The sequence below is a fragment of the Desulfuromonas thiophila genome (assembly GCF_900101955.1).
Lineage (GTDB): Bacteria > Desulfobacterota > Desulfuromonadia > Desulfuromonadales > Desulfuromonadaceae > Pseudodesulfuromonas > Pseudodesulfuromonas thiophila.
In genome coordinates, this window is record NZ_FNAQ01000003.1 from 272,759 (window position 1) to 295,391 (window position 22,633).

The window sequence follows — 22,633 nt, forward strand, 5'->3', positions numbered from 1 at the left end:
CTTGCTTGGGGGGACTTACAGATCGGCGATCTTGAGCACGATTTTGCCGAAATGCTTGTCTTCCTCCATCATGCGGTGGGCCTCAACCACCTGGTCAAGGCCGAACACCTGCTCGATGATGGGCACGATGCGGCGCTCGGCGAAATGGGGCAGGGCGCGACGGGTGAACTCGGCGGCGATTTCGCCTTTTTCCGCCACCGGCCGCGAGCGCAGCACGCTGCCGATGATCTGCTGGCGCTTGACCATCATCAGGGCCAGATTGAGCTCGGCCTTGATGCCGCTGGTGACGCCGATGATGACCAGCCGGCCCTTGTAGGCCAGCGAATTCATGTTCGGGGCCAAGTACTTGGCCCCGACATGATCGAGGATGACATCGACACCTTTTTTGTTGGTGAATTCCTTGACCAGATCGGAGAAGTCCGGTGTCTGGGTGTAGTCGATGACCAGATCGGCACCCAGCTGCTTGACCCGCTCAAGCTTGGCCGGACTGGCGGTGACAATCAGTTTGGTACTGGGGGTGAGAGCCTTGGCCAGCTGTATGGCCGCCGTATTGACGCCGCCGCCACCGCCGTGCAGGATCGCGGTCTGGCCGTCCTGCAGCTCACCAATCATGAAGACGTTGAGGAAGGCGGTGATGTAGCTTTCGCAGACGCAGGCGGCTTCCTCGAAGCTCATGGTCGCCGGAATCGGAATCAGGTGGCTGGCGTAGGCCACGGCGTATTCGGCATAGCCGCCACCGCCCACCAGGGTCATGACCCGGTCGCCGATGCGCCAGCCGCTGACCTCGCTGCCGACGGCTTCGATGACGCCGGCCACTTCCAGGCCGAGAATCTCCGAGTCGCCGGGCGGGGGCGGGTACTTGCCGGCCCGTTGCACCAGATCGGGGCGGTTGATGCTGGTGGCGGCCACCCGGATGAGCACCTCGTTGGCCTTGGGCGCGGGTTTTTCCGCCTCACCGACCTTGAGAACCTCCAGTCCGCCGAATCCGTCGAGCAGTACGGCTTTCATCATACATCTCCTTCTGAATTAAAATTGTCGAGAACCCTTTTGCCAAAATAAATAAAACGCCGTATCGATTATAGGGATTTGCCGCGCCGGCGCAACCGCTTTCGCGCGGCACGGGCCGGTCATCAGCCCTCGGGGTTGAAGCGGTAGCCGCGGCCGCGCACGGTGAGGAAGTGGCGTGGCCGGGCCGGTTTTTTTTCGAAATACTTGCGCAGCCGGACAATGAAGTTGTCGAGGGTACGGGTTTCGGTGTCCGGCGCCATGCCCCAGACCGACTTCAGCAGGAAGGCGCGGCTTAAGATCTCGCCCTCGTGGCTGATGAACAGCTTGAGCATGCGCAGTTCCAGGTCGGTGAGCTGGAACGGCTGCCCCGCGCGACAGGCTTCACCGCTGATCAGATTGACCTCCGCGTCGCCGAAACGATAGCGGCTGAGTTCATTGTACTGTGGCCGGTACCAGGCACTGCGCCGCAACATGCCGGCGATGCGCAGCAGCAGTTCGGTCAGGCTGAAGGGCTTGGCCAGATAATCGTCGGCGCCGGCGGCCAGGCCGGCGATGCGTTGCGCTTCCTCGCCCAGGGCGGTAAGCAGCAGGATCGGCAGCTGTGGTTCGATGCGGCGGATGCGCTGGCAGACCTGCAGACCGTCGAGCTCGCCGGCCAGCATGCGGTCGAGAATGACCAGATCGAAGGTTTCGTGGCTGAGCCGTTGCAGGGCTTCCTCGCCACTGTCCACCTGTTGTACCTGATAGCCTTCCTGGCGCAGATTGAAACAGAGGGCGGCGGCAATGTGCTGTTCATCCTCCACCAGCAGCAGATGGGCGGCGCTCATTTGCTGTTCTCAGCCAGGGGCAGGCGGATGGTGAGGGTGCAGCCGCGGTTTTCGCCCGCGCTGTACAGGCTGACCCGGCCCTTGTGGCGCTTGATCAAGGCCTTGACGATGAACAGTCCCAGGCCGAAGCCCTTGATGCGAGGGTTTTGCTGGCCGTGGCGATAGAACATGCGAAAGACGCGCTGCTGTTCGCTGGCCGGCAGACCGCGGCCTTCGTCGCGGATCACCAGCAGGCACAGGCGGCCGCGTCGTTCCAGCCGCACCTGGATGCGGGCCGGTGTGGGTGAATAGAGCACGGCATTCTCCAGCACATTGCGCAGCACCATGGCGAAGGTTTCGGGTTCCAGCACCACGCAGATGCCATCGGCGATCTGGCTGCTCAGTTGCACGGCGTCGCCCTGCTGCTGTTGCCATTCGGCCAGGTAGCTGCGCAGATAGGCCGACAGGTCACAGGGCCGCAGGGCCAGGCGCCAGCGGCTCTGTTCCAGCCGGTTGGCGGTCAGCAACTTGGTGATCAGGCTGCTGAGGCGGGCGGTATCGGCCAGCATGGCCTGGATAAAGGGATCAAGGTCGGCCCCGGCGGGTCGATGGCGCTGCAGGGTTTCCAGTTGCAGCTGCAGCGAGGCTACCGGTGTTCTGAGTTCGTGGGTGACCTGCGAGATGAACGATTTCTGCTCCCGGTTCAATGCCAGCTGACGGCGCCAGTAGAGAAAGATGACGTAGACCCCGACCAGAATGACAATCAGCAGCAGCAGGCCTTCAAGCAGGATCAGCCAGTTGATGCCCGGTTCGAGCAGGTCCGGGCTGTACTTTTCGGCCAGGCTGCGCAGTTGCTGGTGGCTGCCGAGAAACCAGTAGATCCAGAAGCCGACCACCGCCAGCCAGGCGCACTGGATGGCGATGAAGGCCAGCAGGGGATTGAGACTGGGGCGTTGCCATTTCATGGCCGGCTTCCTTAGGGGATCGAAGGGCTTTTACAGAACTATTACACGGACACAGGGGGCCTCTTTGCTATCATCGGGGGTGTTTCCCGGAAACAGTTCCGGCGCTGCGGGCGCAGGGCCTGTCGCTCCGGTCGCAGCAAAGGAGGTCCGCTCATGATGCCATTGAAAATCGGAAAACACCAGATTCCCTATCCTCTGATCCAGGGCGGCATGGGCGTGCGGGTATCGGCTGCCGGCCTGGCCGGCGCGGTGGCCCGTTGCGGTGGCGTCGGCCTGATCGCCACGGCCGGCCTGGCCCTTAACAGCCCGCATTATACCGGCCGCAACTTCTTTGCGGCCGATCTGCTGGCGCTGAAGGAGGAGCTGCGCAAGGCTTACGAAATTGCGCCGGACGGTATCATCGGCACCAACTGCATGGTGGCGGTGAGCAATTACGATGATATCGTGCGTGCTAGTTGTGAAGCTGGTGCCAAGATCATTGTTTCCGGTGCCGGGCTGCCGCTGAATCTGCCGGCGTTGACGGCGGATTATCCCGAGGTGGCGCTGGTACCTATTGTTTCCTCGGTCAAGGCGGCCGAACTCATCGCCCGTAAATGGCACAAGGCCTACCAGCGTCTGCCCGACGCGGTGGTGGTGGAGGATCCCGACACCGCCGGTGGTCATCTGGGTGAGAAGCTGGAGAATATCGGCAACGGCAGTTACGACCAGTATGCCACCGTGCGCGGGGTGAAGGCCTATTTTCGCGAGGAATGGCAGGCCGACATGCCGGTGATCGCCGCCGGTGGTATCTGGGACCGCGCCGATGTCGAATACGCCCTGGCGCAGGGCGCCGACGGTGTGCAGATGGCCAGCCGTTTTGTCTGCACCGAGGAATGCGATGCCGCGCCGGAGTTCAAGCAGGCCTATCTTGACTGCCGCAAGGAGGATATCGGCCTGATCATGAGCCCGGCCGGGCTGCCGGGACGGGCGATCTGCGGCAATATCGAAGCCATCCGGGCCCACGATATCGAGGGCCAGGTGCGTTGTCCGTCGGGCTGCCTGAAGAAATGCGCCTACAAAAGCGGTCAGGAGCGCTTCTGCATCGTTCATGCCCTCGACCGCGCCCAGCGGGGCGATCGCGCCAGCGGCCTGATCTTCTGCGGCAGCAATGCCTGGAAGGCCGACCGCATCGAAACCGTGGCCGAGATTTTTGAGGAACTGTTCGGCGCTGTGGCAATGCCCCAGGCCTGTGCCGGCTAGTGCCGTTATTTGCCACCCTTCTGTTGTTCCTGCCGGGCCGGAGTCCTTTCCGACCCGGCTTTTTGTTTGCCGAATCTGTGTTATAACAGGGCACTGAGAAGGCCTTGAACGGCCTGGCCTCAGCCTTGTGTTGTTGCCCGAACCGGTGCCTGCCCGCGCCCCAGGAGGAGTCTATGTCCCGCTATTTCTTTTCCCTTTCCGGTCTGGCTGCTGCCGCCCTGGGCTGTGTTCTGGTGGCACCGCTGGCCTGGCCTGCGCCGGCCTCGGCCCGTGCGCCCGAGCATCGTCATTCTGAGCGGCACGGTTTCTCCGGGCCGGCGCGGCCGGATTTCGGTCGCGAGGTACGGCGCCCGCCGCAGGGGGCCCGGCGGCTGCACAGCCCGCGCCATGGTGTGCATTATGTGCATCGCGGCACCTTTTATCGTCCTTTGCACCATGGCTACCGGGTGGTGCGGCCGCCGGTCGGACTGGTGGTCAACTGGCTGCCGACCGGCTACGTGATGCTCAATGTCGCCGGCCTCAGTTATGCCTATTACGATGGCATCTACTATCAGCCGATGGCCAGTGGCTACCGGGTGGTGGAGGCGCCGATGACCACCCTGGTGACGCCGACTCCGCCACCGCCGCCGCCCCAGCGTCTGCCGTTGCCGTCCCAGGCTCTCGGCCAGGTGCGGGTTCAGGTCGAGATGCTCAATGTGCGCAGCGGGCCCAGCCGGCTGCAGCCGGTCGTGGGCCATGTGACGGCCGGCACCTCCCTGGTGGTGCTGGGCAGCGCGCCCGACTGGTACTATGTGCAGTTGCCCGATGGCACTTATGGCTGGGTCTGGGCGCAATTTGTTGTCGGGGAATTGCGACAGCCATGATGCCGGCCGATTTGGGCAACCTGACCCTCATCGGCATGCCCGGCGCTGGCAAGAGCACCCTGGGCGTGGTGCTGGCCAAACGGCTGTCGTTGGGATTTGTTGATACCGATGTGCTGATCCAGGTCAACCGCGGCAAGGCCCTGCAGCAGATTCTCGATGAGGCCGGCTATCTCGAACTGCGCCGCATCGAGGAAGAGGAAATCCTGCGGCTGCAGGTCGAGCGTCATGTCATCGCCACCGGCGGCAGCGCCGTCTACAGTGCGGCGGCCATGGCTCATCTGCAGCGCCTGTCGACCATCGTTTTTCTCGATGTTGCCTTTGACGAGATCTGCCGCCGCATTCACAACTTCGACAGTCGTGGCATTGCCTGTGCGCCGGGACAGAGCTTTGCCGACCTGTATCAGGAACGGCTGCTGCTCTATCGCCGTTACGCCGAGATCACCATCGATGCCAATCGGGGCGGCCAGGAAGAACTGGCCGAGCGCATCGCCGATCAGCTGCTTGCCTGAGGGCGGGACGAGCTGTCGCCGCCGCTGAAAAAGAACGGGCCGCCCCGGGATTGAGGCGGCCCGTTCTTGTTCGGGCGGACCAGAAAGGCAAGCCGTCTGCCGCGCTCATCTGCCACCGGAGCGCCAGGGCAAAAGGATGACAGGCCGAGAAGGAATCGCTGGCCGTGACCGACGGCTATTCGCCGCGTTGCTGGCGGATCTGCTGTAAAATGGCGCGGCCGCCCTGTTCCAGGGTCAGCTCGGCGATCCGGCTGCCCAGCTGGGCGGCCTGGGGGCAGGAGCCGCTGAGGCTGTTTTTGATGATCTGCTGGCCATCAAGGCTGATCATGCCGCCGGTCACGTTCAGACAGTCGTCACCGACGCGCTGGGCCAGGCAAAAGGCCGGAATGCTGCAGCCGCCATGAAGGGTTTTGAGAAAGGCGCGCTCGGCCAGCAGACAGGCTTCGGTGGGGGCGTGGTTCACCGCTTGGCGGATGATGCGGCGCCGCTCCGGGCTCAGACTGGTGGCCGCCTCAATGGCGACGCTGCCCTGGCCCACCGGCGGGATGAAACGGTCGAGCGGCAGATGCTCGACGATCAGTTCATCATAGTGCATGCGGTGAACGCCGGCGAAGGCCAGCAGGATGGCGTCACACTGGCCGGCATCCATCTTGGCGATGCGGGTCTGCAGGTTGCCGCGCATCTCGATTACCTGCAGGTGGGGATAATAGGCCTGCAGCAGGGCGCGCCGCCGCACCGAGGACGAGCCGATCACCCTTGGCCGGCTGCTGTCGGCCAGTCGCACCGTGCGGTCACGGCTGACGACCACGTCGTGCATCTGCTCGCGTTCAGTGAAGGCGATGATCTCAAAGCCCGCCGGCAGTTCCGACTGCATGTCCTTGGCGCTGTGAACGGCGATGTCGATGGCACCGGAACGCAGCTGATCCTCCAGCTCCTCGGTGAAGACGCCCTTGCTGCCGATTTTGGCGATGGACACGTCGAGAATCTGGTCACCGCGGGTGTCGATTTCAACGATTTCGGTTTCCAGACCCGCCTGGTGCAGCAGGTCTTCAACATGATGCGCCTGCCACAGCGCCAGCTTGCTGCGGCGGGTGCCGATTCGTACGGGGTTCGCCATGGAATCACTCCTGTCGGACGGTTGGGGCATAAAGGCCAGGCCACAAAATGAAAACCGGCGGGAGCACAGACCTGCCGGCGCGGTGCTGGCCAGATGCCCGTACTGACGCAGCCGGCGCATTTTTTCAGCTTCCGCCCCCCCTGTCAAGCAGGAGGCGGCTGCCAGGAAAAGCTGTCGGCCGCCGCCTTCGTTCTGGCCTGGTGGGCGTGGCTGTGCTAGTTATTAACTCTTTTTTCAAATACTCAGGAGGTCGATCGGCAGTGGGTGGCGGACGGTGGTGGAATCCTGCGGTTGCTGGCGCCCTGCTGGCCGCTGCCGTGCTGGCGGGTTGTGCGTCGCCGCCGGCGCAGTTGCAGCAGGCCGACCAAGTGGCCCATGCCCTGGTGCGGCAACAGCAGCAGGCCCTGGGGCAGGTGGCCGACTTCCAGCTCAGTCCGGTACGCCGTGCCTTGCGCCAGCGGCTGCTGCAGCAGCAGGGCTGGCCGGTCGCCGCCGCGCCGGCGGTTGACCCTGATACCGCGGCCCCGGCCGAAGCCGCCGATGGACCGTTGCTGCTGAGTCTGCCGCTGGCCCTTGAAATTGCCGCCGGCTACAGCCGTGACTACCAGTTGCAGAAGGAGCAGCTGTTCCAGACGGCCCTGGCCCTGGATCTGGAGCAGGAACGGTTTCGCACCAGCTGGCGCGGTCTGCTCGGCAGCCTCTGGGCGCAGGACCGGAGCCAGAGACCGATCCTCCAAGGGCTGCAGCACAGCGGCGATCTGGCGCTGACCCGCCAGCTGCGGCAGGGCGCCAGTCTGGCCGCGGGGCTGGCCCTCGATCTGGTGCAGCTGCTCAGCGGCGACCGGCTGGTGTCGCGCGGACTGGTCGCCGATGCCAGCATCAGCGTGCCCCTGCTGCGTGGCGCCGGGCAGGCGGTGGTGACCGAACCTCTGCAGCAGGCCGAGCGCGATCTGCTCTATGGCCTGTGGTCCTTCGACCGTTACCGCCGCAGTTTTGCCGTGGCCGTGGCCAGCAGCTATCTGCAGGTGCTGGAACGCAACAACCAGGTGCGCACCGCTCACGACAACTATCAGCGCCTGATCGACAGTCGCCGCCGGGCCCGCCGCCTGGCCGATGCCGGCCGGCTGCCCGAGGTGCAGGTCGACCAGGCGCTGCAGGATGAACTGCGGGCGCGCAGTCGCTGGGTGCAGGCGCGGCAGAACAGCCTCGATGCCCTCGACCGCTTCAAGCTGCAGCTGGGCCTGCCGACGGATGCCCAACTGGCCCTTGATGACGCCGAACTGGCTCGTCTGCAGCAGTCCCTTGCCGCCGCGCTGACGGATCGCGCTGATGACGGGACGGCGGAAAAAGCCTTGCTGCGGCTGGCGTTGCGCCAGCGCCGTGATCTGTTGGTGGCGCGTGGCGAGGTGGAGGATGCCCGGCGCGCCATTGGCGTGGCCGAGGATGCCCTGCGCGCCGAACTGACCCTGCTGGGCCAGGCGCAGGCCGGTGAGAGCCGCTCCCTGGGTCAGGCCAGCCAGGACGACGCCCGTCTGCGGCCGGCGCGGGGCCAGTATTCGGCGCTGCTGCAACTCGATCTGGCACTGGAGCGCACGGCCGAGCGCAATGCCCTGCGCAACCGCTGGATTGATCTGCAGCAGGCCGTGCGCGCGGTCGAGGCTCTGGAGGACAATGTCAAGTACGAGGTTCGCAGTGCCTGGCGCCGACTGCATGAGGCCCGTGAAACCATCGCCATCGAACAGCAGGCGGTGCTGGTGGCCCGGCGGCGGGTGACCAGTACCAGCCTGTTTCTGCGGGCGGGCCGCATCCAGATGCGCGATGCCCTCGAAGCCGAGGACGCGCTGGTGGCGGCCAACAACGCGCTGGTGGCGGCCCAGGTGCAGTACGCCATTGCCCGTATGCAGTTGCAGCGCGACCTGGATGTTCTTGAACCTGACGTGGCGGGCCAGTGGCTGTTGACCGACTGGCATCCGCCTCAGGAGCAACCGTGAAAAGCGAGCGATTTCTCGACAAGCGCCTGGCCGGGCCAGGGCTTCTTCTGTTGCTGGCGGGCCTGGCGCTGCTGGCCCTGCTGCTGTGGCCCGCCAGTGGCCGGTCTCCTGTTGATCCGGTGGTGGTGCGGGTCAAACGCGCACCGCTGACCATCAACGTGCTGGCTTCCGGCACCATCAAGGCGCGCGATCAGGTGGTCATCAGCAACAGTCTCGAAGGTCGCACCACCATTTTGTCCCTGGTGGCGGAGGGCACCCAGGTGCGGGCCGGCGAGTTGCTGATCGAACTCGATGCCAGCAGTCTGCAGGATCGCCGCATCGACCAGCAAATTGTGGTGCAGAACGCCGAGGCGGCTTTCGTGCAGGCGCGAGAAAATCTCGAAGTGGTGAAAAATCAGGCGCGCAGCGATGTCGAACAGGCCCGTCTGGCGCGTCGCTTTGCCCGCGACGATCTGGCTAAATACCAGCAGGGCGAGTATCCGGCCCAGCAGCAGGAGGCCCTTGCCCGGATTGCCCTGGCTGAAGAGGAACTGCGCCGGGCCGAGGAAAAACGGTCCTGGTCGCAGGTGCTGTTCGACGAGCGCTTTCTGTCACAGACCGAGTTGCAGGCCGATGAGTTGGCGGCCCAGAAGGCGCGCATCGATCTGGAACTCAGCCGTGGCCGACTGACCCTGCTGCGTGATTTTGATCATCCGCGCCGGTTGCTGGAGCTCAAGGCCGAGGTGGACAAGACCGCCATGGCGCTGGAGCGCACCGAGCGCAAGGCGGCCGCCGATGTGGTGCAGGCCGAGGCCGAGCTGCTGGCGCGCACCACCACCCTGGAGCGCGAGCGCGGCAAACTCGACAAGATCAGTCAGGAGATTGCCAAGACGCGCGTGCTGGCGCCGCAGGATGGCATGGTGATCTACGCCACCTCCACCCAGGCCAGCTGGCGCGGGGCGGTGGAGCCGCTGGCTGCCGGACAGGAGGTGCGCGAGCGGCAGGAGCTGATCTATCTGCCGGCTTCCGGCGCGCGGCTGGTCGAAACCAAGATTCATGAATCGGACCTGCAACAGGTGCAGGTTGGCCAGCGGGCGCTGGTGCGGCTTGATGCCCTGCCGGGCCAGATCTTCGCCGGGCGGGTGGAGAGCATTGCCGTGCTGCCGGATGCCACCAGTGCCTGGCTCAATCCCGATCTGAAGCTGTACAACACCGAAATTCTGCTCGAAGCCGAATCCCATGCCCTGCGCAGCGGCATGAACTGTCAGGTGGAAATCCTCATCGACCAGATCGACAAGGCCCTGGTGCTGCCGTTGCAGGCGGTGCTGGTGCAGGAAGGGCAGGCGCTGGCCTACCAGCCGGGAACGCCGCCCCGGCCGGTGCCGGTGCGACTGGGGCGGCACAATGCCTACCAGGTGGAGATTGTCGACGGGCTTGAGGCCGGCGCGGCGGTGCTGCTCAACCCGCCGCTGCAAGCGGGCGGAGCCCTTTGATGACGGCGCTGCTGCAGCTGCGCCACGCCTGCCGCAGCTACCGTACCCATGCCGGCGCGGTGGCGGCTCTGGTGGATATCGACCTGACCATCGCCGCAGGCCAGAGCTGGGCGGTCATGGGGGCCAGCGGCTCGGGCAAGAGTACCCTGCTGAACATCCTCGGCGCCCTTGACCGTCTTGACAGCGGCAGCTACGAACTCGATGGCGTACCGCTGACCCGCCTGGACGACGACGCCCTCAGCGATCTGCGCCTGCGCCGTTTCGGTTTTATCTTCCAGAGTTTTCATCTGATTGCCCAGCTCGATGTGCTGGAGAACATCGCCCTGCCGCTGTTCTATCGCCAGACAGCGCCGGATCTCGCCCGCCAGCGGGCCCACCAGCTGGCCGACCAGGTGGGGCTGGCTGACCGTCTGCACCATCGGCCGGCACAGCTCTCCGGCGGCCAGCAGCAGCGGGTTGCCATTGCCCGCGCCCTGGCCAACGATCCGGCGGTGATTCTGGCCGACGAGCCGACCGGCAATCTCGACAGCGCGACCGGTGAACAGATCATGGACCTGCTGCTGGCGCTACCGCCGCAGGGCAAGGCCCTGATCATGGTGACCCACAATGACGCTCTGGCGCGGCACTGCAGCCACCGCCTGTGGCTGAAGGACGGGCGTGTCGCCCGGCTGGAATCATGAGGCCGTGGTTCGCCGTTTCCCTGATCGCCTTTGGCCGCGATCTGCGGCTGGGGCTGGCTCAGCTGCGGCTACATGGCCTGCGCTCGCTGCTGACCATGCTGGGCATGGTGTTCGGCGTGGCCAGCGTGGTGGCCATGCTGGCGGTGGGGCAGGGCGCCGCCCACGAGGCTCTGGAGCAGATCCGCCAGTTCGGCAGCGAGGTGCTGGTGGCTGAATCGGTCAAGGAGGTGGCGCAGGAGAAGAAGCGCCAGAGCGCCTCTTTTCTCAGTGTTTATGGCCTGACCTACGCCGATGCCGACCGGTTGCGTCACAACCTGCCGCATTTGCTGCGGCTGGTGCCGGTCAAGCAACAGCGCGAACAGGCCCAGAAGGATGGCCGGCTGCTGGAGGTGCGCCTGGTTGGCACCACGCCCGACTGGTTCGATCTGGTGCCGCGGCCGCTGCTGGCCGGCCGCACCCTGCGGCCACTGGATGAACAGTACCGCAAGCCGGTGGCGGTGGTGACCGAAGAGGTGGCGCGGCAGCTGCTGCCACTGCAGGTGCCGGTCGGCCAGCGCCTGCGGATCGGCAGCAATTATTACGAGGTGGTTGGTGTGCTGCGCAGCAGTGCCGCCGGCCAGGGGGGGGCGCGGGCGCCGGATCAGCCGCGCGATGTCTATATCCCGCTGGCCAGCTTCCGCCAGAACCTGGGTGATGTCTATCTGCGGCGGGTGGCCGGCACCAGCGTGCGCGAACGGGTCGAACTGCATCAGTTGCTGCTGCAGATGGACAGTGAACAGGTGGTGGAGGCCACGGCGGCGGCGCTTGACGGCCTGTTTCAGCGGTTTCACCGCCGGCAGGACGTGGTGCTGCATGTGCCCTTGACCCTGTTGCGCCAGGCCGAACAGACCCAGCGGACCTTCAATCTGGTGCTGGGCGCCATCGCCGGTATCAGTCTGCTGGTGGGAGGAATCGGAATCATGAACATTATGTTGGCCTCGGTAACCGAGCGCACCCGTGAAATCGGCATCCGCCGCGCCATCGGTGCCCGCCGCCGCCAGATCGCGCGGCAGTTTCTTGCTGAAACCTTGGTTCTTTCCGGCTGTGGCGGTTTGCTGGGACTGTTGCTGGGGCTGCTGTTGCCCTGGCTGATCAGCCGTCTGACCGGGTTGACCACGCTGGTGACACCGGCCAGCCTGTTGCTGGCGCTGGCCATCAGCATGGCGGTGGGGCTGGTGTTCGGCCTTTACCCGGCGCTGCGGGCGGCGCGTCTTGATCCCATTGTGGCGCTGCGCCATGAATAGGCCGCCGCCGACGGCCGCTGCGGCGCGCCAGGCCTTTCTGCCGGTGTGCCGCGCCGATATGGCGGCGCGTGGCTGGGACCAGCTCGATGTTCTGCTGGTGTCGGGTGATGCCTATGTCGATCACCCGGCCTTCGGCGTGCCGCTGCTCGGCCGGCTGCTCGAAGCGCGGGGTTACCGGGTCGGCATCCTGGCCCAGCCCGACTGGCGCGATCCGGCCGCGTTTACGGTCATGGGGCGGCCGCGCCTCTGTGTTGCCCTGTCGGCCGGGGCGATGGATTCGCTGGTCAACCATTACACTGCCGCCGGCAAGAAACGGCGGGACGACGCCTACACACCGGGTGGCCGGGCCGGCGCCCGGCCCAATCGGGCGTTGATTGCCTACACGGCGGCGGCGCGGGCCGCCTTCCGCCAATTGCCGGTGCTGATTGGTGGTATCGAGGCCAGCCTGCGGCGGCTGGCCCATTACGATTACTGGAGCGACAGCGTGCGGCGCTCGCTGCTGATCGACAGCAAGGCCGATCTGCTGCTCTACGGCATGGCGGAAAACGCCCTGCTGGCGGTGGTGGAGGGCCTGGCGGCCGGCGCCACACTGACCGAGCTGCGTCAGTTGCCCGGCTGTGCCTGGGTCAGCAGCGCGCCGCTGGCGGGTGTCCAGCTGCCGTCCTACGAGCAGGTGGCCAGCGACCGGGAGGCCTATGGCCGGGCCTTCGCCCTGGCCAGTCGCAATGCCGCGGCGCTTCTGGTGCAGCCACACGGCGACCGCTTTGTGGTGGTCAATCCGCCGGCGCCGCCTCTGACGCCGGCGCAGCTCGATGCCCTCTATGCCCTGCCGTTCTGCCGGCGGCCCCATCCCGGTTATACCGAGCCGATCCCGGCCTTTGAGCAGATCCGCTGGTCCATCACCAGCCATCGCGGCTGTCAGGGCGGCTGCGCCTTCTGCGCCATCGCCTGTCATCAGGGCCGCCGGGTGCTGTCGCGCTCGTCGGCTTCCATTCTGGCCGAGGCCGATCAGCTGCGGCGCGATCCGGCGTTTCGTGGCACCCTCAGTGATGTCGGTGGCCCGACGGCCAACATGTACGGTACGACCCTGCGCGATGCCCGTCGCTGCGAGCGCTGCCAGCGTGACAGCTGCCTGCATCCGCAGCTGTGCGACAACCTGATCTGCGATGACGGCCCGGCGGTGGCGCTGTTGCGTCAATTGCGCCGCCTTGAAGGTGTGCGCCATGTTTTCATTGCTTCCGGTGTGCGTTTCGATCTGCTCGAACGGCAGAGCGGCTACCGCCAGGAGCTGTTCGAGCACCATATCGGCGGCCTGCTCAAGGTGGCGCCGGAAGCCCTCAGTGACCGGGTGCTGCAGGTCATGCGCAAGCCGCCCCTGCGCCAGTTCGAGGCCTTTGTCGCCGCCTTTCGCCAGCATCAGCGCGCCAGCGGCCGGCGCGTTGGCCTGGTGCCCTATCTGATGGCCGGCCATCCCGGCTGCACCCTCGACGATATGATCGATACGGCGCTGGTTCTCAAGCGGTTGGGCCTGCGGGTGGAGCAGGTGCAGGAATTCACCCCGACACCCGGCACCCTGGCTACCTGTATCTACCATACCGGCCGTGATCCGCTGACCGGCGCGGCGGTCTTTGTCGAGCGCTCGGCACGCCGGCGGCGGCTGCACAAGGCCGTGCTGCTTTACCATCGGCCGGAGGAACAGGCCGCTATTCGCGAGGCATTGTGCCTGTGTGGTCGGCAGGCCGATGGTGCCCGCCTGCTGGGCAGCGCCGCGCCGGCGGGCGGTTGCAGGGACGCTGCGCCTGCCGCCGCTGCCAGCGACCGCGCTGGCCGGGCGGGGACGCCGGCTGGTCGTGGTCGGCGGCGCACTCCCCGGCGTTGAGGTCAAGGTTGCCGCCGAGCGGCGCTATCGCGGTTGCCGATGGGCATTTGTGCTGTTAAAGTGCCCTTCTATGGAACCACCGGGCAGGATTGTGCCGGTTGCCCGCCGGGAGGTTCTGCTTCCCTTCCTTGTGCTTGCCGCTGGATGTGTCCATGGCCGCGATCCCTTTGTTCTGCATCGAGAGCACAGCCAGCCGGCGGCGCCTGCCGTTGTTCTGGTGGGGGTTGCTGCTTGTGGGATTGCTGGTTCGGCTGCTGTCGTTGCCGGCGGTCGCCCATGCTCAACCGTCTTCGCCCGATCCGCTGGGGCTGACAGCGGCCGAGCGCGGCTTTCTGCAGCAAAACCGCCTGTTCGAGGTGCATGTCGAACCGGATTACATGCCCTTTGCCTATGTTGAGAATGGCCAGGCCAAGGGGTTTGTTGTCGATCTGGCCGATCTGCTGGCCGAACGTCTGGGTATCCGGTTCGTCTATCGCACCGATCACACCTGGGATCAGGCCCTTGAGGCCCTGCGCAATCGGCGTATCGATCTGGTGCTGGCTATGGTCGATACGCCCGAGCGGCGCGACTATGCCCGTTTCACCACAGCGGTGCTGAACACCTATGTCGGACTGGCCACCCGCCGGGACGACCGGCGACCGAAACAGCTGGAGGATTTTGCCGGCCGGCGTTTGGCGGTGGTGGCCGGTTACTGGCATGAGGCGGTGCTGCGCACGCATTATCCCCGCATCGAACTGGTGCGCTATCCCGATCATCTGCGGGGTCTCGAAGCCCTGGCCGCCGGCACGGTGGACGGGCTGCTGTCGACCGACCCGGTACTGACCTTTCATATTCGCCGCCATTACCTGCTCAATCTGGAAAGCCGGCCGCTGGTCGGTGACTGGTTCAAAACAACGCGTGAGGGCATTGGCGTGCGGCGTGACTATCCGCTGCTGGTGTCGGCCCTGCAGAAGGCCCTCGACCGCATTGATGAAACCGAGCTCAACGCTCTGCGGCGCCGCTGGCTGATCGATAACGGCGGCGCAAACGAGGGGGGCTTGCAGCTGACCCTGGCGCAGCGGCGTTATCTGGAGGAACTGGGCGAGATCCGGGTGGCCATTGCTCCGGACTGGATGCCGCTGGAAGGACGCGATGCGCGCGGCCAGCATACCGGCTTTTCCGCCGACTATCTGGCGTTGCTGCAACAGCTGCTGCAGGTGCCACTACGGCTGCTCGACACCCCCAGTTGGGCCGACAGCGTGCAGGCCCTGCGTGATGGTCGCGCCGACTTGCTGCCGCTGGCGGCCGATACCCCTTCGCGGCGCGATGCGCTGATTTTTACCCGTCCTTACCTCGACCTGCCGGTGGTGGTTGCCACCCGCGACGATGCCCTGTTTATTGAGAATGCTCACCAGCTGGTTGGCCGCCGCCTCGGCGCGGTGCGCGGCTATGCCGTGACCGAGCTGTTCCGTCAGCGCTATCCGGCCATCGAGCTGGTAGAACTGGCCTCCCTGGCCGAAGGCATTGACAAGGTGCATCGTGGCGAGCTGTTCGGCCTGGTCGATACGGTGGCGGCCCTGGGGCAGGCCATTGCCCGCCAGGGCTATAAGGATGTCCGCATCTCCGGCCAGCTCGATCTGCAGTTGCATCTGGGCATTGGCGTGCGCAAGGATGCGCCGGCGCTGCGTGATATTCTCGATCGGGCCGTGGCCGAGTTGGGGCCGCGCGAAGGGCCGCGGCTGTACAACAAGTGGGTGGCGGTGAGCTATCGCAGTGGCGTGCGACCGGTGGTGGTGCTGTGCACCGCCCTGGTGGGTGTCCTGGTGACCGGCGTGTTTGTCTACCGCAACCGCCGCCTGCGCCAACTTAATCTGCAATTGGTGCAGGCGCACCTGCTGCTGGAGGAGAAATCGCGCGAGTTGGAACGCCTGTCGGTTACCGACCGGCTGACCGGGCTGTATAATCGCCTGAAGATCGAGGAAACCTTCGATTACGAGTGGCGCCGCGAAAAACGCTACCAGCAACCGCTGTCGCTCATTTTGCTTGACCTTGACCACTTTAAACGTGTCAATGACACCTACGGTCACCAGCAGGGTGACCGGGTGCTCTGTGCCGTGGCGGCGGTGCTGCGGGGCCGGGCGCGGGAATCCGATCTGGTCGGTCGCTGGGGCGGCGAGGAGTACATGATCATCTGCCCCGGAACCAGTCTCGACGAGGCCCGTTTTCTGGCGCTGTCCCTGTGCCGCGCCATTGCCGGCCTCGACCTGGCGCCCCTGCCGCCCCAGACTGCCAGCTTCGGTGTTGCCACGGTGCATCCGGGTGATGAGCAGGGCGAGGTGTTCCGGCGGGCCGACCGGGCGCTGTACCGGGCCAAGGAGCACGGCCGCAACTGTGTGGTGGCTGAATATGAATAGTTGCAACTCCGGGTGCCAGCGGCGCCACCAGCGGAATTGAACGGTGGCATGGATCTGCATCTGACCATCCTTGGCAGTGGCACCAGTACCGGGGTGCCGGTGATCGGCTGCCGCTGTGCCGTCTGCCGTTCGGGCGATGCCCGCAACCAGCGCAGCCGCTGCAGCGCCCTGCTGGGCTGGGACGGCCATCAGGTTCTGATCGACAGCGGCCCGGATCTGCGCCAGCAGGCCCTGCGCAGCGCCCTGACGGCGGTGGATGCGGTGCTTTATACCCACGCCCACGCCGACCATATCCACGGCATTGACGATCTGCGCATGTTCAACGCCCTGTCGGGCCGGCCGATTCCGATCTACGGCAGCGCTGCGGTGCTGCAGCGCTTGCGCCGCAGTTTCCCCTATATTTTCGGCGACGAGGCCCGCGCCGGCTTTTCGCCCCAGCTGCTGCCGCAGCCGGTGGAGGGCCCGTTTCACCTGTTTGGCCGCCTGGTGGTGCCGCTGGTGCTGCCCCATGGCCAGGGCGAGGTGCTGGGTTACCGCATCGGCCCGTTGGCCTATCTGACCGATTGCAGTGCCGTGCCGGAGGCGGCCCTGGCCTGTTTGCAGGGGCTGGAACTGCTGGTTATCGGCGGGTTGCGTTTTCGGCCCCATGCCAGCCATCTGACCGTCAGTCAGGCCCTGGCCGTGATTGAGCGGTTGCGGCCGCGCCAGGCGCTGCTGACCCATTTGAGCCACGATGTGGACGCCACACGCCATGCCGGATTGCTGCCAGCCGGAGTGGCCTTTGCCTACGATGGCCTGCAGCTGCGTCTGCCGGCGGGAGACGAACCCTCAAGTGATGCACCAGGAACTGCGCCTGCACGGCCATATCGATGACGCGGTGGAGTATTTCGTCACCGTGGCCGGCCGCGATGCCCAGCGCTTCCATTTCTACGAGCGCAGTGGCGACGGCCTGCGCATCTTCGCGCCGGGCAACGAGATTCGGCTCGACGCCACCGGTCTGACCCACTGGGGTAACGGCGGCAGCTTCTGTGCCTACATGCACGGCGTTGAACAGCCGCTGGCCGATCTGCTGAAGAAGGATGTCTGCAACCGACTGGTGCTGTTCGGTGCCCGCTACCGGGACAACGGTGAGTTGCAATTCAGCAGCGATACCGGCGGGCGTATTCCCTATGACAGCATCTTCGAAGAGGGGCATGCCATCAGCAACTGCTTCTTCTTTGTCACCGGCTCGGTGTATGGCGCCCTGGCCACCCAGCAGGAAGGCCTGCTGTGCCTGCTGGGCAAGATTCTCAAGCGCACGGCGCGGGTGGCCGAAAGTGATGATGCCCGTCTGGTTGACGAGCTGTTCGGTCTGCTGGGCCACAAGAGCTACTTCTACCTGCTGCGGCTGATCCACAAAAAACATCTGGCCTACCAGGAGCTGTTCCGCGATCTGTATTTCCGTTACCGCGCCATCCCCGATGGCGAGTTCGAGCGTCTGCGGGCGCTGGCCCAGCGGCTTGACATCAGCCAGAGCCAGCAGCGCCGCATCCGTATCGCGGTGATGTACAGCCATCGCGATAACCGTCCGGTGGTCGATGAATACCGCGACATTCTGGTGGACTGCCATTTGCGTGGCGCCATCAGCCGGCAGGAGAACGCCCGGCTGACGCGGCTGAAAACCCTGGCGACGCGCAATAAGATTCCCCCCGCCCTGTTTGAACCCCTCGATCGGCATCTGCGCTACGACAAACTGGTTGACCAGGAGCAGGACTACATCGCCGCCACCCGCGAGATTCTGTCCGGCCTGCTGCAGGACAACCCGCGTCTGAGCGCCGTCATCACCCGGGAGGATCTGGTGCGGCTGCTGCACAGCAAGCGTCAGGCCCTGCTCAACCGCGACTACCTGTTTGACCAGATCGTGCTCGAAACCAGCCGCATCTGCGATGAGCGGGTTCATGGCGGCGCCGATATCGCCCTGGCTGAACGGTTGCGCGGCATTCTCGACGCCTTCGATCATTTCGAACGCTGCCTGAAGGAAATCAACAATCTGGCCTTCATGGTGACGGTGCGCATCCAGGAGACCATGCTGACCGAGCTGCAGCGCAGCTACCGCCAGTTCGAACGGCTGCAGCCTGGTCTGTTCGAGGAACTGCTGCTGAGCGATGTGCTGTGCAACCGCTTTCTCGGCAGCTATGGCCGGCGCAAGCTGCTCTGTTTGCGCGAGGCCCTGCGTGCCGGCATGGCGCGAGCGGTCCTGTTGACCCAGCTGCAGCAGATCACCGACGAGGAACGGCTGCACGGTCAGCTGCTGCACCTGCTCAAGCAGCTGTTGCAGGCCGACTATGTCAGCGACCTGCAGGGCGCGGCGGTGGAGCTGCTGCGCCAGCAGGTGCTGGCGGCGGTTGATCTGGTGACGGCCGAGCAGCGGGCCTGCGCCGAGCGTCTGTTCCGTCAGCTGCTGGTGCAGCTGGAAACCGAGCGCTACTATCTGCAGCAGCTGCTGCCGCGGATTCTGCGTCAGCGCCTGGCCGAGCTGCGCGAGGATTTTCTGCTCAATTCGGGACTTGACCGTTTCTATGTCGAGGAGCTGGAAAACGCCTATGTGGCACGGACCGGCCTGGCCACCGAGGTTCTTGAACAACTGCGCCGCCAGGCGGCGGAGATCGCATAGCAGTGCCCGGCACGGGCCTGTTGTGGAGGCGAAGATGTTGCCCTTGCTGAATGCCGACGGCCTGGTGCAGGCCAAAACCCGGATGGGATTGCGCATGGTGGCGCTGTACGGCCTGCTCTATGGCGCCTTTGTGCTGTTGCATATCTTCTGGCCGCAGCTGCCGGCGCGCCAGCTGGCCGGCCTGAGCCTTGGTTTGCTGCTGGGGCTGGTGTTGCTGCTGGTGTCCCTGCTGCTGGCGCTGCTCTACCATGTGCTGTGCTGCCGGTTGGAACGGCGTCACGCCGCCGGCGGGGAGCGGCCCTAGCCATGCTGGTGGAACAGTCGCGTCTGGCGGTGGCCCTGTTTCTGCTGATGGTCGCGGCGGTGGTCGGCCTGTCGATTCAGCTGGTCCGGCGCACCAGTTCACCCGCCGGCTATTTTGTTGCCGGTGGCCGCATCCACTGGGGGGTCAATGGTATCGCCTTTGTCGGCGACTATCTCTCGGCCGCGTCCTTTCTCGGTGTCAGCGGCCTGATCGCCACGGTCGGCTATGATGGCGTGCTCTACTCCGTTGGTTTTCTGTGCGGCTGGGTGGTGGCCCTGTTTCTGGTGGCCGAGCCCATGCGCCGGCTGGGCCGGTTGACCTTCACCGACGCCCTCGATGCCCGTTTCAACTGCCGGCCGTTGCGGCTGGTGGCGGCCATCAGCACCCTGGTGGTATCGCTGTTCTACCTGATTCCGCAGATGGTTGGTGCCGGTGCCCTGGTCACGCCGCTGCTGGGCATTCCCTATTATCTTGGCGTGCTGCTGGTTGGCGTGGTGGTCACGGTCATTGTCGCCACCTCGGGCATGACCTCCACCACCTACATCCAGTTCATCAAGGGTATCGCCCTGCTGCTGGTGTCCCTGGTGCTGACCCTGGCACTGCTGCAGCGCGGCCTGGTGGCACCGCCGGCCCTGGCGCCGCCGGCCACCCCGCTGGTGACACTGCAGGGCCAGATCAGCGCCGCTGGTCTGCAACTGGCTGATCCGGCCTGGCAGGCGGCGTCCGACTGGCAGCAGTCGCCGGCTTATGCCGCCGGGTTCGTGCCGCTGCGGCGGACCGATGGCGAGGTAGTGCCCTGGTGGCTCGCCACGGAGGAAAACGGTGCCCTGCTGCTGTATCAGACCCAGTACCAGCAGCGCGATGGCGCTGGTCACTGGCTTTACAACGGCGCACCGCCGGAGGCCGGCCGGCTGTTTGCCGTTGGCCATCTGGCGCGACTTGCCGGCGGTGATGGTCTGCGTACCGGACCGCTGTCACCGCTGGCCTTTTTGCGTGTTCTCTATCGCAGTGAACTGTATCTGTGGCCGTCACGGGTCTATCGTGATGCCGGTGGACAGCCGGTGCAGGTGTTTTATCCCCAGCGCACGGCCGGCGCCTGCCTGTTTCAGCCCGGCGGCCTGTTCCCGCTGGCCGAGGGCGGCTGGCGCGACCGGCTGGATTTCCTGTCGCTGATGCTGGCGCTGGTGTGCGGCACCGCCGCCTTGCCGCATATTCTGATCCGCTACTACACGGTGCCCAGCCAGGCAGCGGCACGCCGTTCCACCGTGGTCGCCATCGGCGGCATCGGCTTGTTTTATCTGCTGAGCGTTTTTCTTGGTTTTGGCGCCATGGCCTCGGGCTGTATCAACGTGATGGACAGCAACATGACCTTGCCGCTGCTGGCGCGCTCCTTCGGTCAGCCGCTGTTCGCGGTGGTGACGGCGGTGGCCTTTACCGCCGTGCTGGGCACGGTCAGCGGCCTGATCGTTGCCGCGTCCGGCGCCGTGGCGCATGACATCATGGATCGTTTCATGGGGCTGCAGATGAGTGCCACCGACAAGGTGGTGGCCGGCCGGCTGGTGGCGGTGGTTCTCGGCTGCATCGCCATCTGGCTGGGGATTGTGTTCGAGGGTATGAACGTGTCCTATCTGGCCGGCTGGGCCTTTGCCCTGGCGGCCGCGGCCAACCTGCCGGCGTTGTTGCTGGCGCTGTTTTGGCCTCGGGCCACCTGGCAGGGGCTGGTGGCCTCCATTATCACTGGCCTGGTGGCCGCCCTGCTGCTGATTCTACTGTCGCCCGAAATGTACCTGCGTTACGGTCTGCTGGCCGCCGACGCGCCCTTTGCCCTCAACCAGCCGGCCCTGGTGGCGCTGCCGCTGTCGACCCTGGTGCTGGTACTGGTGTCGCGTCTGACCCGGCGGCGCGGCGCTTGACCGTTTGCCGCCAGCTGTGCCTTCTGCGACCAGCACCGTCACCCAGGTGACGGTGCTGGATCTTTCTTTTCCCTCCCGCCTGAAACCCTGCCGCTGTGTTGCCGTCTTGGTCGATGTTCTGACCGGGCCGGGCGACCGCCGTGCGTGCACTATCCCTTCATTCCGATAAAACAATTTCTTTTTTCCTGCGCCTGCAGGGGTTGCCATTGGGGTATTTTTTGCCATACTCGGTATCAAACGGGCAACAAGCGGGGCGATGGCGGCCCTGGACAAGAACAGTTTTAAAACAACTGTCCAGCCACTTTTCGACGGGCTTCTGTAGTGCTGTTTTGTTCTATTGCAGTAAAACACGGAGGTGAGTTAAAAAATAAATTCGGCAACTTATTGAACAATATCATTTTTTTGATTTTAGCCGTTGCCCCGGCCAGCCGCTGGCGCAGCCGGGGGCGATGTTGGCAGGTCAAAGCGAAATCCGTATAACAACATTTTACTTGACAGTAAAAAAGCCGCTGTGGCATAAGTTTCATCAAGATCAGAACGCTGTTTAATTTTATCAGACTGCTACCAGCCAGGTGGCGGAAGGGGAGGTACCCATGGACGACAGCCTGTATTACCTGATGGGCGCTGTCATCACCGGCGGCGCGCTGATCTGTTTCCTGTTCGCCTATATCAGTGATCACCGGGAACAGAGCGGCCGGCGGCGCCGCTCGCTTTACTCGCGCATCAATCGGCAGTAATCCGCTGCATGGTTTAAGGCTCTCAACCCGTTTGGCGAAAGGAGGCGCTCACACAAAACGGACAGATTCTGATGCACCGGCAACAAAGGTACAACGCGTTATGTGGTCCGCCGGGGTGGTTCCCCGACGGCTTCTCACCAAGGAGGTATGGGTATGGAAAGAGATGTAAATATTAACTTTTTCAGGCCGGTCGGCGAATTTATGACCAAGGACGTGAGCATGAAGAAGCTCATCCTGGTGATCTGGTTTGTGGCGACCTACGGCTTCCTGTTTCTGCTCAAGCTGGTGGCCGATCCGAGTGTGACGACACAGGTTACGCTCAGCACTGGCGAGGTGGTGACCCAGGTGGCCGGCCAGAGTTGGTTGACGGAGACGCAGTTCCTTGGCTTCCCGTTCCACTACTGGTATTCGGCGCAGTTCTGCATCGCACTGTATGTCTTCCTGTGCTGGTGGTACTGCAAGTTCATCGACAAGCTTGAAAAAGAGCATTCTAAAAAAGCCTCCTCCGCAGAATCTGTGGGTAGGTAGCAGTAAAAATTAGAGCATTGTCTCCCCCGGGTGGATAGGATGGTTTTTGCAGAAACTAACCAATCCAAACCGAAAGAAGACAATGCTGATCAAGACTCTACTGAACAAGGTCGAGCGATACAAGTCGTTCGTTTACGGCGCCATCTGCGTCATGCTGATCGACGGTGTGGAGGCCCTGGTCATTGACATCGAGCCGCGCCGCAACAGCCGCCCCCTTTGCCCTGGGTGTGGCAAGCGGCGGGGCGTGTATGATCGGCAGCCCCGGCGCCTGTTCGAGTATCTGCCGGTCTGGA

General features: G+C 64.7%; 19 protein-coding genes and 1 pseudogene. 16 read left to right on the top strand and 4 right to left on the bottom strand.

Annotated elements, in window-relative coordinates; all coding sequences use genetic code 11:
* Nucleotides 1-15 precede the first annotated feature (15 nt).
* The 3 genes from BLR80_RS05140 to BLR80_RS05150 form a co-directional block, all read right to left on the bottom strand.
* Complete coding sequence (locus BLR80_RS05140) at nt 16-1,008, bottom strand: NAD(P)H-quinone oxidoreductase (protein ID WP_092076926.1); 993 nt, start codon at nt 1,006-1,008, stop codon at nt 16-18.
* 122 nt (nt 1,009-1,130) lie between these two features.
* Nucleotides 1,131-1,835: a response regulator transcription factor gene (locus BLR80_RS05145; protein ID WP_092076928.1), complete on the bottom strand. Its 705-nt coding sequence runs from the start codon at nt 1,833-1,835 to the stop codon at nt 1,131-1,133.
* Entirely contained in the window at nt 1,832-2,779 is a 948-nt protein-coding gene (locus tag BLR80_RS05150) for a sensor histidine kinase (protein ID WP_092076930.1), read from the bottom strand. Before BLR80_RS05150 ends, BLR80_RS05145 begins: the two co-directional genes overlap by 4 nt.
* A 153-nt stretch (nt 2,780-2,932) precedes the next feature.
* On the opposite strand from BLR80_RS05150, the gene BLR80_RS05155 reads away from it, so the two are divergent.
* The 3 genes from BLR80_RS05155 to BLR80_RS05165 all read left to right on the top strand — a co-directional run bounded on the left by BLR80_RS05155 (nt 2,933) and on the right by BLR80_RS05165 (nt 5,390).
* Entirely contained in the window at nt 2,933-4,018 is a 1,086-nt protein-coding gene (locus BLR80_RS05155; protein ID WP_092076932.1) for an NAD(P)H-dependent flavin oxidoreductase, read from the top strand.
* 173 nt (nt 4,019-4,191) lie between these two features.
* A complete protein-coding gene (locus tag BLR80_RS05160) occupies nt 4,192-4,881 on the top strand; it encodes an SH3 domain-containing protein (RefSeq protein WP_092076934.1) in 690 nt (229 codons plus the stop codon).
* On the top strand, nt 4,881-5,390 hold the full coding sequence (locus BLR80_RS05165) for a shikimate kinase (protein WP_092076989.1): 510 nt from the start codon (nt 4,881-4,883) through the stop codon (nt 5,388-5,390). Before BLR80_RS05160 ends, BLR80_RS05165 begins: the two co-directional genes overlap by 1 nt.
* 175 nt (nt 5,391-5,565) lie before the next feature.
* On the opposite strand, the gene hemC is transcribed toward BLR80_RS05165, so the two are convergent.
* Entirely contained in the window at nt 5,566-6,507 is a 942-nt protein-coding gene (hemC, locus tag BLR80_RS05170; RefSeq protein ID WP_092076936.1) for a hydroxymethylbilane synthase, read from the bottom strand.
* 260 nt (nt 6,508-6,767) lie between these two features.
* On the opposite strand from hemC, the gene BLR80_RS05175 reads away from it, so the two are divergent.
* The 13 genes and pseudogenes from BLR80_RS05175 to BLR80_RS05230 form a co-directional block, all read left to right on the top strand.
* Nucleotides 6,768-8,498, top strand: a complete 1,731-nt coding sequence (locus BLR80_RS05175) for a TolC family protein (protein WP_092076937.1) — start codon at nt 6,768-6,770, stop codon at nt 8,496-8,498.
* On the top strand, nt 8,495-9,970 hold the full coding sequence (locus BLR80_RS05180) for an efflux RND transporter periplasmic adaptor subunit (protein ID WP_092076940.1): 1,476 nt from the start codon (nt 8,495-8,497) through the stop codon (nt 9,968-9,970). Before BLR80_RS05175 ends, BLR80_RS05180 begins: the two co-directional genes overlap by 4 nt.
* On the top strand, nt 9,970-10,650 hold the full coding sequence (locus tag BLR80_RS05185) for an ABC transporter ATP-binding protein (RefSeq protein ID WP_092076942.1): 681 nt from the start codon (nt 9,970-9,972) through the stop codon (nt 10,648-10,650). The genes BLR80_RS05180 and BLR80_RS05185 overlap by 1 nt, the downstream gene beginning before the upstream one ends.
* Complete coding sequence (locus tag BLR80_RS05190) at nt 10,647-11,933, top strand: ABC transporter permease (RefSeq protein WP_216095175.1); 1,287 nt, start codon at nt 10,647-10,649, stop codon at nt 11,931-11,933. Before BLR80_RS05185 ends, BLR80_RS05190 begins: the two co-directional genes overlap by 4 nt.
* Entirely contained in the window at nt 11,926-13,812 is a 1,887-nt protein-coding gene (locus BLR80_RS05195) for a YgiQ family radical SAM protein (protein WP_092076944.1), read from the top strand. The genes BLR80_RS05190 and BLR80_RS05195 overlap by 8 nt, the downstream gene beginning before the upstream one ends.
* Before the next feature lie 152 nt (nt 13,813-13,964).
* Nucleotides 13,965-16,205 (top strand): diguanylate cyclase, encoded by a 2,241-nt coding sequence (locus tag BLR80_RS05200; protein ID WP_092076946.1) that lies wholly within the window; start codon nt 13,965-13,967, stop codon nt 16,203-16,205.
* Nucleotides 16,206-16,253: 48 nt separating this feature from the next.
* A complete protein-coding gene (locus BLR80_RS05205) occupies nt 16,254-17,078 on the top strand; it encodes a GPMC system MBL fold metallohydrolase (protein WP_281241600.1) in 825 nt (274 codons plus the stop codon).
* Nucleotides 17,041-18,858: a TIGR04442 family protein gene (locus BLR80_RS05210; RefSeq protein ID WP_245691350.1), complete on the top strand. Its 1,818-nt coding sequence runs from the start codon at nt 17,041-17,043 to the stop codon at nt 18,856-18,858. The genes BLR80_RS05205 and BLR80_RS05210 overlap by 38 nt, the downstream gene beginning before the upstream one ends.
* 34 nt (nt 18,859-18,892) lie before the next feature.
* Nucleotides 18,893-19,162 carry a DUF485 domain-containing protein gene (locus BLR80_RS05215; protein ID WP_171906320.1) on the top strand — a complete coding sequence of 90 codons (270 nt, stop codon included), beginning with the start codon at nt 18,893-18,895 and terminating at the stop codon, nt 19,160-19,162.
* A 2-nt stretch (nt 19,163-19,164) separates the two neighbouring features.
* Nucleotides 19,165-21,075, top strand: a complete 1,911-nt coding sequence (locus BLR80_RS05220; protein ID WP_092076952.1) for a sodium/solute symporter — start codon at nt 19,165-19,167, stop codon at nt 21,073-21,075.
* Nucleotides 21,076-21,668: 593 nt separating this feature from the next.
* Nucleotides 21,669-21,812: a hypothetical protein gene (locus BLR80_RS12885; RefSeq protein ID WP_171906321.1), complete on the top strand. Its 144-nt coding sequence runs from the start codon at nt 21,669-21,671 to the stop codon at nt 21,810-21,812.
* Nucleotides 21,813-21,965: 153 nt separating this feature from the next.
* Nucleotides 21,966-22,340 carry a DUF4212 domain-containing protein gene (locus tag BLR80_RS05225; RefSeq protein WP_171906322.1) on the top strand — a complete coding sequence of 125 codons (375 nt, stop codon included), beginning with the start codon at nt 21,966-21,968 and terminating at the stop codon, nt 22,338-22,340.
* A gap of 82 nt (nt 22,341-22,422) precedes the next feature.
* Nucleotides 22,423-22,633, top strand: a pseudogene (locus BLR80_RS05230) (ISL3 family transposase); the annotation flags it as partial.

What these genes read in the sequence shown, in the direction of transcription:
- BLR80_RS05145 (WP_092076928.1), bottom strand. Translation starts at nt 1,835, where the DNA reads ATGAGCGCCGCCCATCTGCTGCTGGTGGAGGATGAACAGCACATTGCC.
- BLR80_RS05215 (WP_171906320.1), top strand. Translation starts at nt 18,893, where the DNA reads ATGTTGCCCTTGCTGAATGCCGACGGCCTGGTGCAGGCCAAAACCCGG.
- BLR80_RS05205 (WP_281241600.1), top strand. Translation starts at nt 16,254, where the DNA reads ATGGATCTGCATCTGACCATCCTTGGCAGTGGCACCAGTACCGGGGTG.
- BLR80_RS05220 (WP_092076952.1), top strand. Translation starts at nt 19,165, where the DNA reads ATGCTGGTGGAACAGTCGCGTCTGGCGGTGGCCCTGTTTCTGCTGATG.
- BLR80_RS05200 (WP_092076946.1), top strand. Translation starts at nt 13,965, where the DNA reads ATGGCCGCGATCCCTTTGTTCTGCATCGAGAGCACAGCCAGCCGGCGG.
- BLR80_RS12885 (WP_171906321.1), top strand. Translation starts at nt 21,669, where the DNA reads ATGGACGACAGCCTGTATTACCTGATGGGCGCTGTCATCACCGGCGGC.
- BLR80_RS05160 (WP_092076934.1), top strand. Translation starts at nt 4,192, where the DNA reads ATGTCCCGCTATTTCTTTTCCCTTTCCGGTCTGGCTGCTGCCGCCCTG.
- BLR80_RS05150 (WP_092076930.1), bottom strand. Translation starts at nt 2,779, where the DNA reads ATGAAATGGCAACGCCCCAGTCTCAATCCCCTGCTGGCCTTCATCGCC.
- hemC (WP_092076936.1), bottom strand. Translation starts at nt 6,507, where the DNA reads ATGGCGAACCCCGTACGAATCGGCACCCGCCGCAGCAAGCTGGCGCTG.
- BLR80_RS05140 (WP_092076926.1), bottom strand. Translation starts at nt 1,008, where the DNA reads ATGAAAGCCGTACTGCTCGACGGATTCGGCGGACTGGAGGTTCTCAAG.
- BLR80_RS05165 (WP_092076989.1), top strand. Translation starts at nt 4,881, where the DNA reads ATGCCGGCCGATTTGGGCAACCTGACCCTCATCGGCATGCCCGGCGCT.
- BLR80_RS05155 (WP_092076932.1), top strand. Translation starts at nt 2,933, where the DNA reads ATGATGCCATTGAAAATCGGAAAACACCAGATTCCCTATCCTCTGATC.
- BLR80_RS05225 (WP_171906322.1), top strand. Translation starts at nt 21,966, where the DNA reads ATGGAAAGAGATGTAAATATTAACTTTTTCAGGCCGGTCGGCGAATTT.
- BLR80_RS05190 (WP_216095175.1), top strand. Translation starts at nt 10,647, where the DNA reads ATGAGGCCGTGGTTCGCCGTTTCCCTGATCGCCTTTGGCCGCGATCTG.
- BLR80_RS05195 (WP_092076944.1), top strand. Translation starts at nt 11,926, where the DNA reads ATGAATAGGCCGCCGCCGACGGCCGCTGCGGCGCGCCAGGCCTTTCTG.
- BLR80_RS05210 (WP_245691350.1), top strand. Translation starts at nt 17,041, where the DNA reads ATGCACCAGGAACTGCGCCTGCACGGCCATATCGATGACGCGGTGGAG.
- BLR80_RS05185 (WP_092076942.1), top strand. Translation starts at nt 9,970, where the DNA reads ATGACGGCGCTGCTGCAGCTGCGCCACGCCTGCCGCAGCTACCGTACC.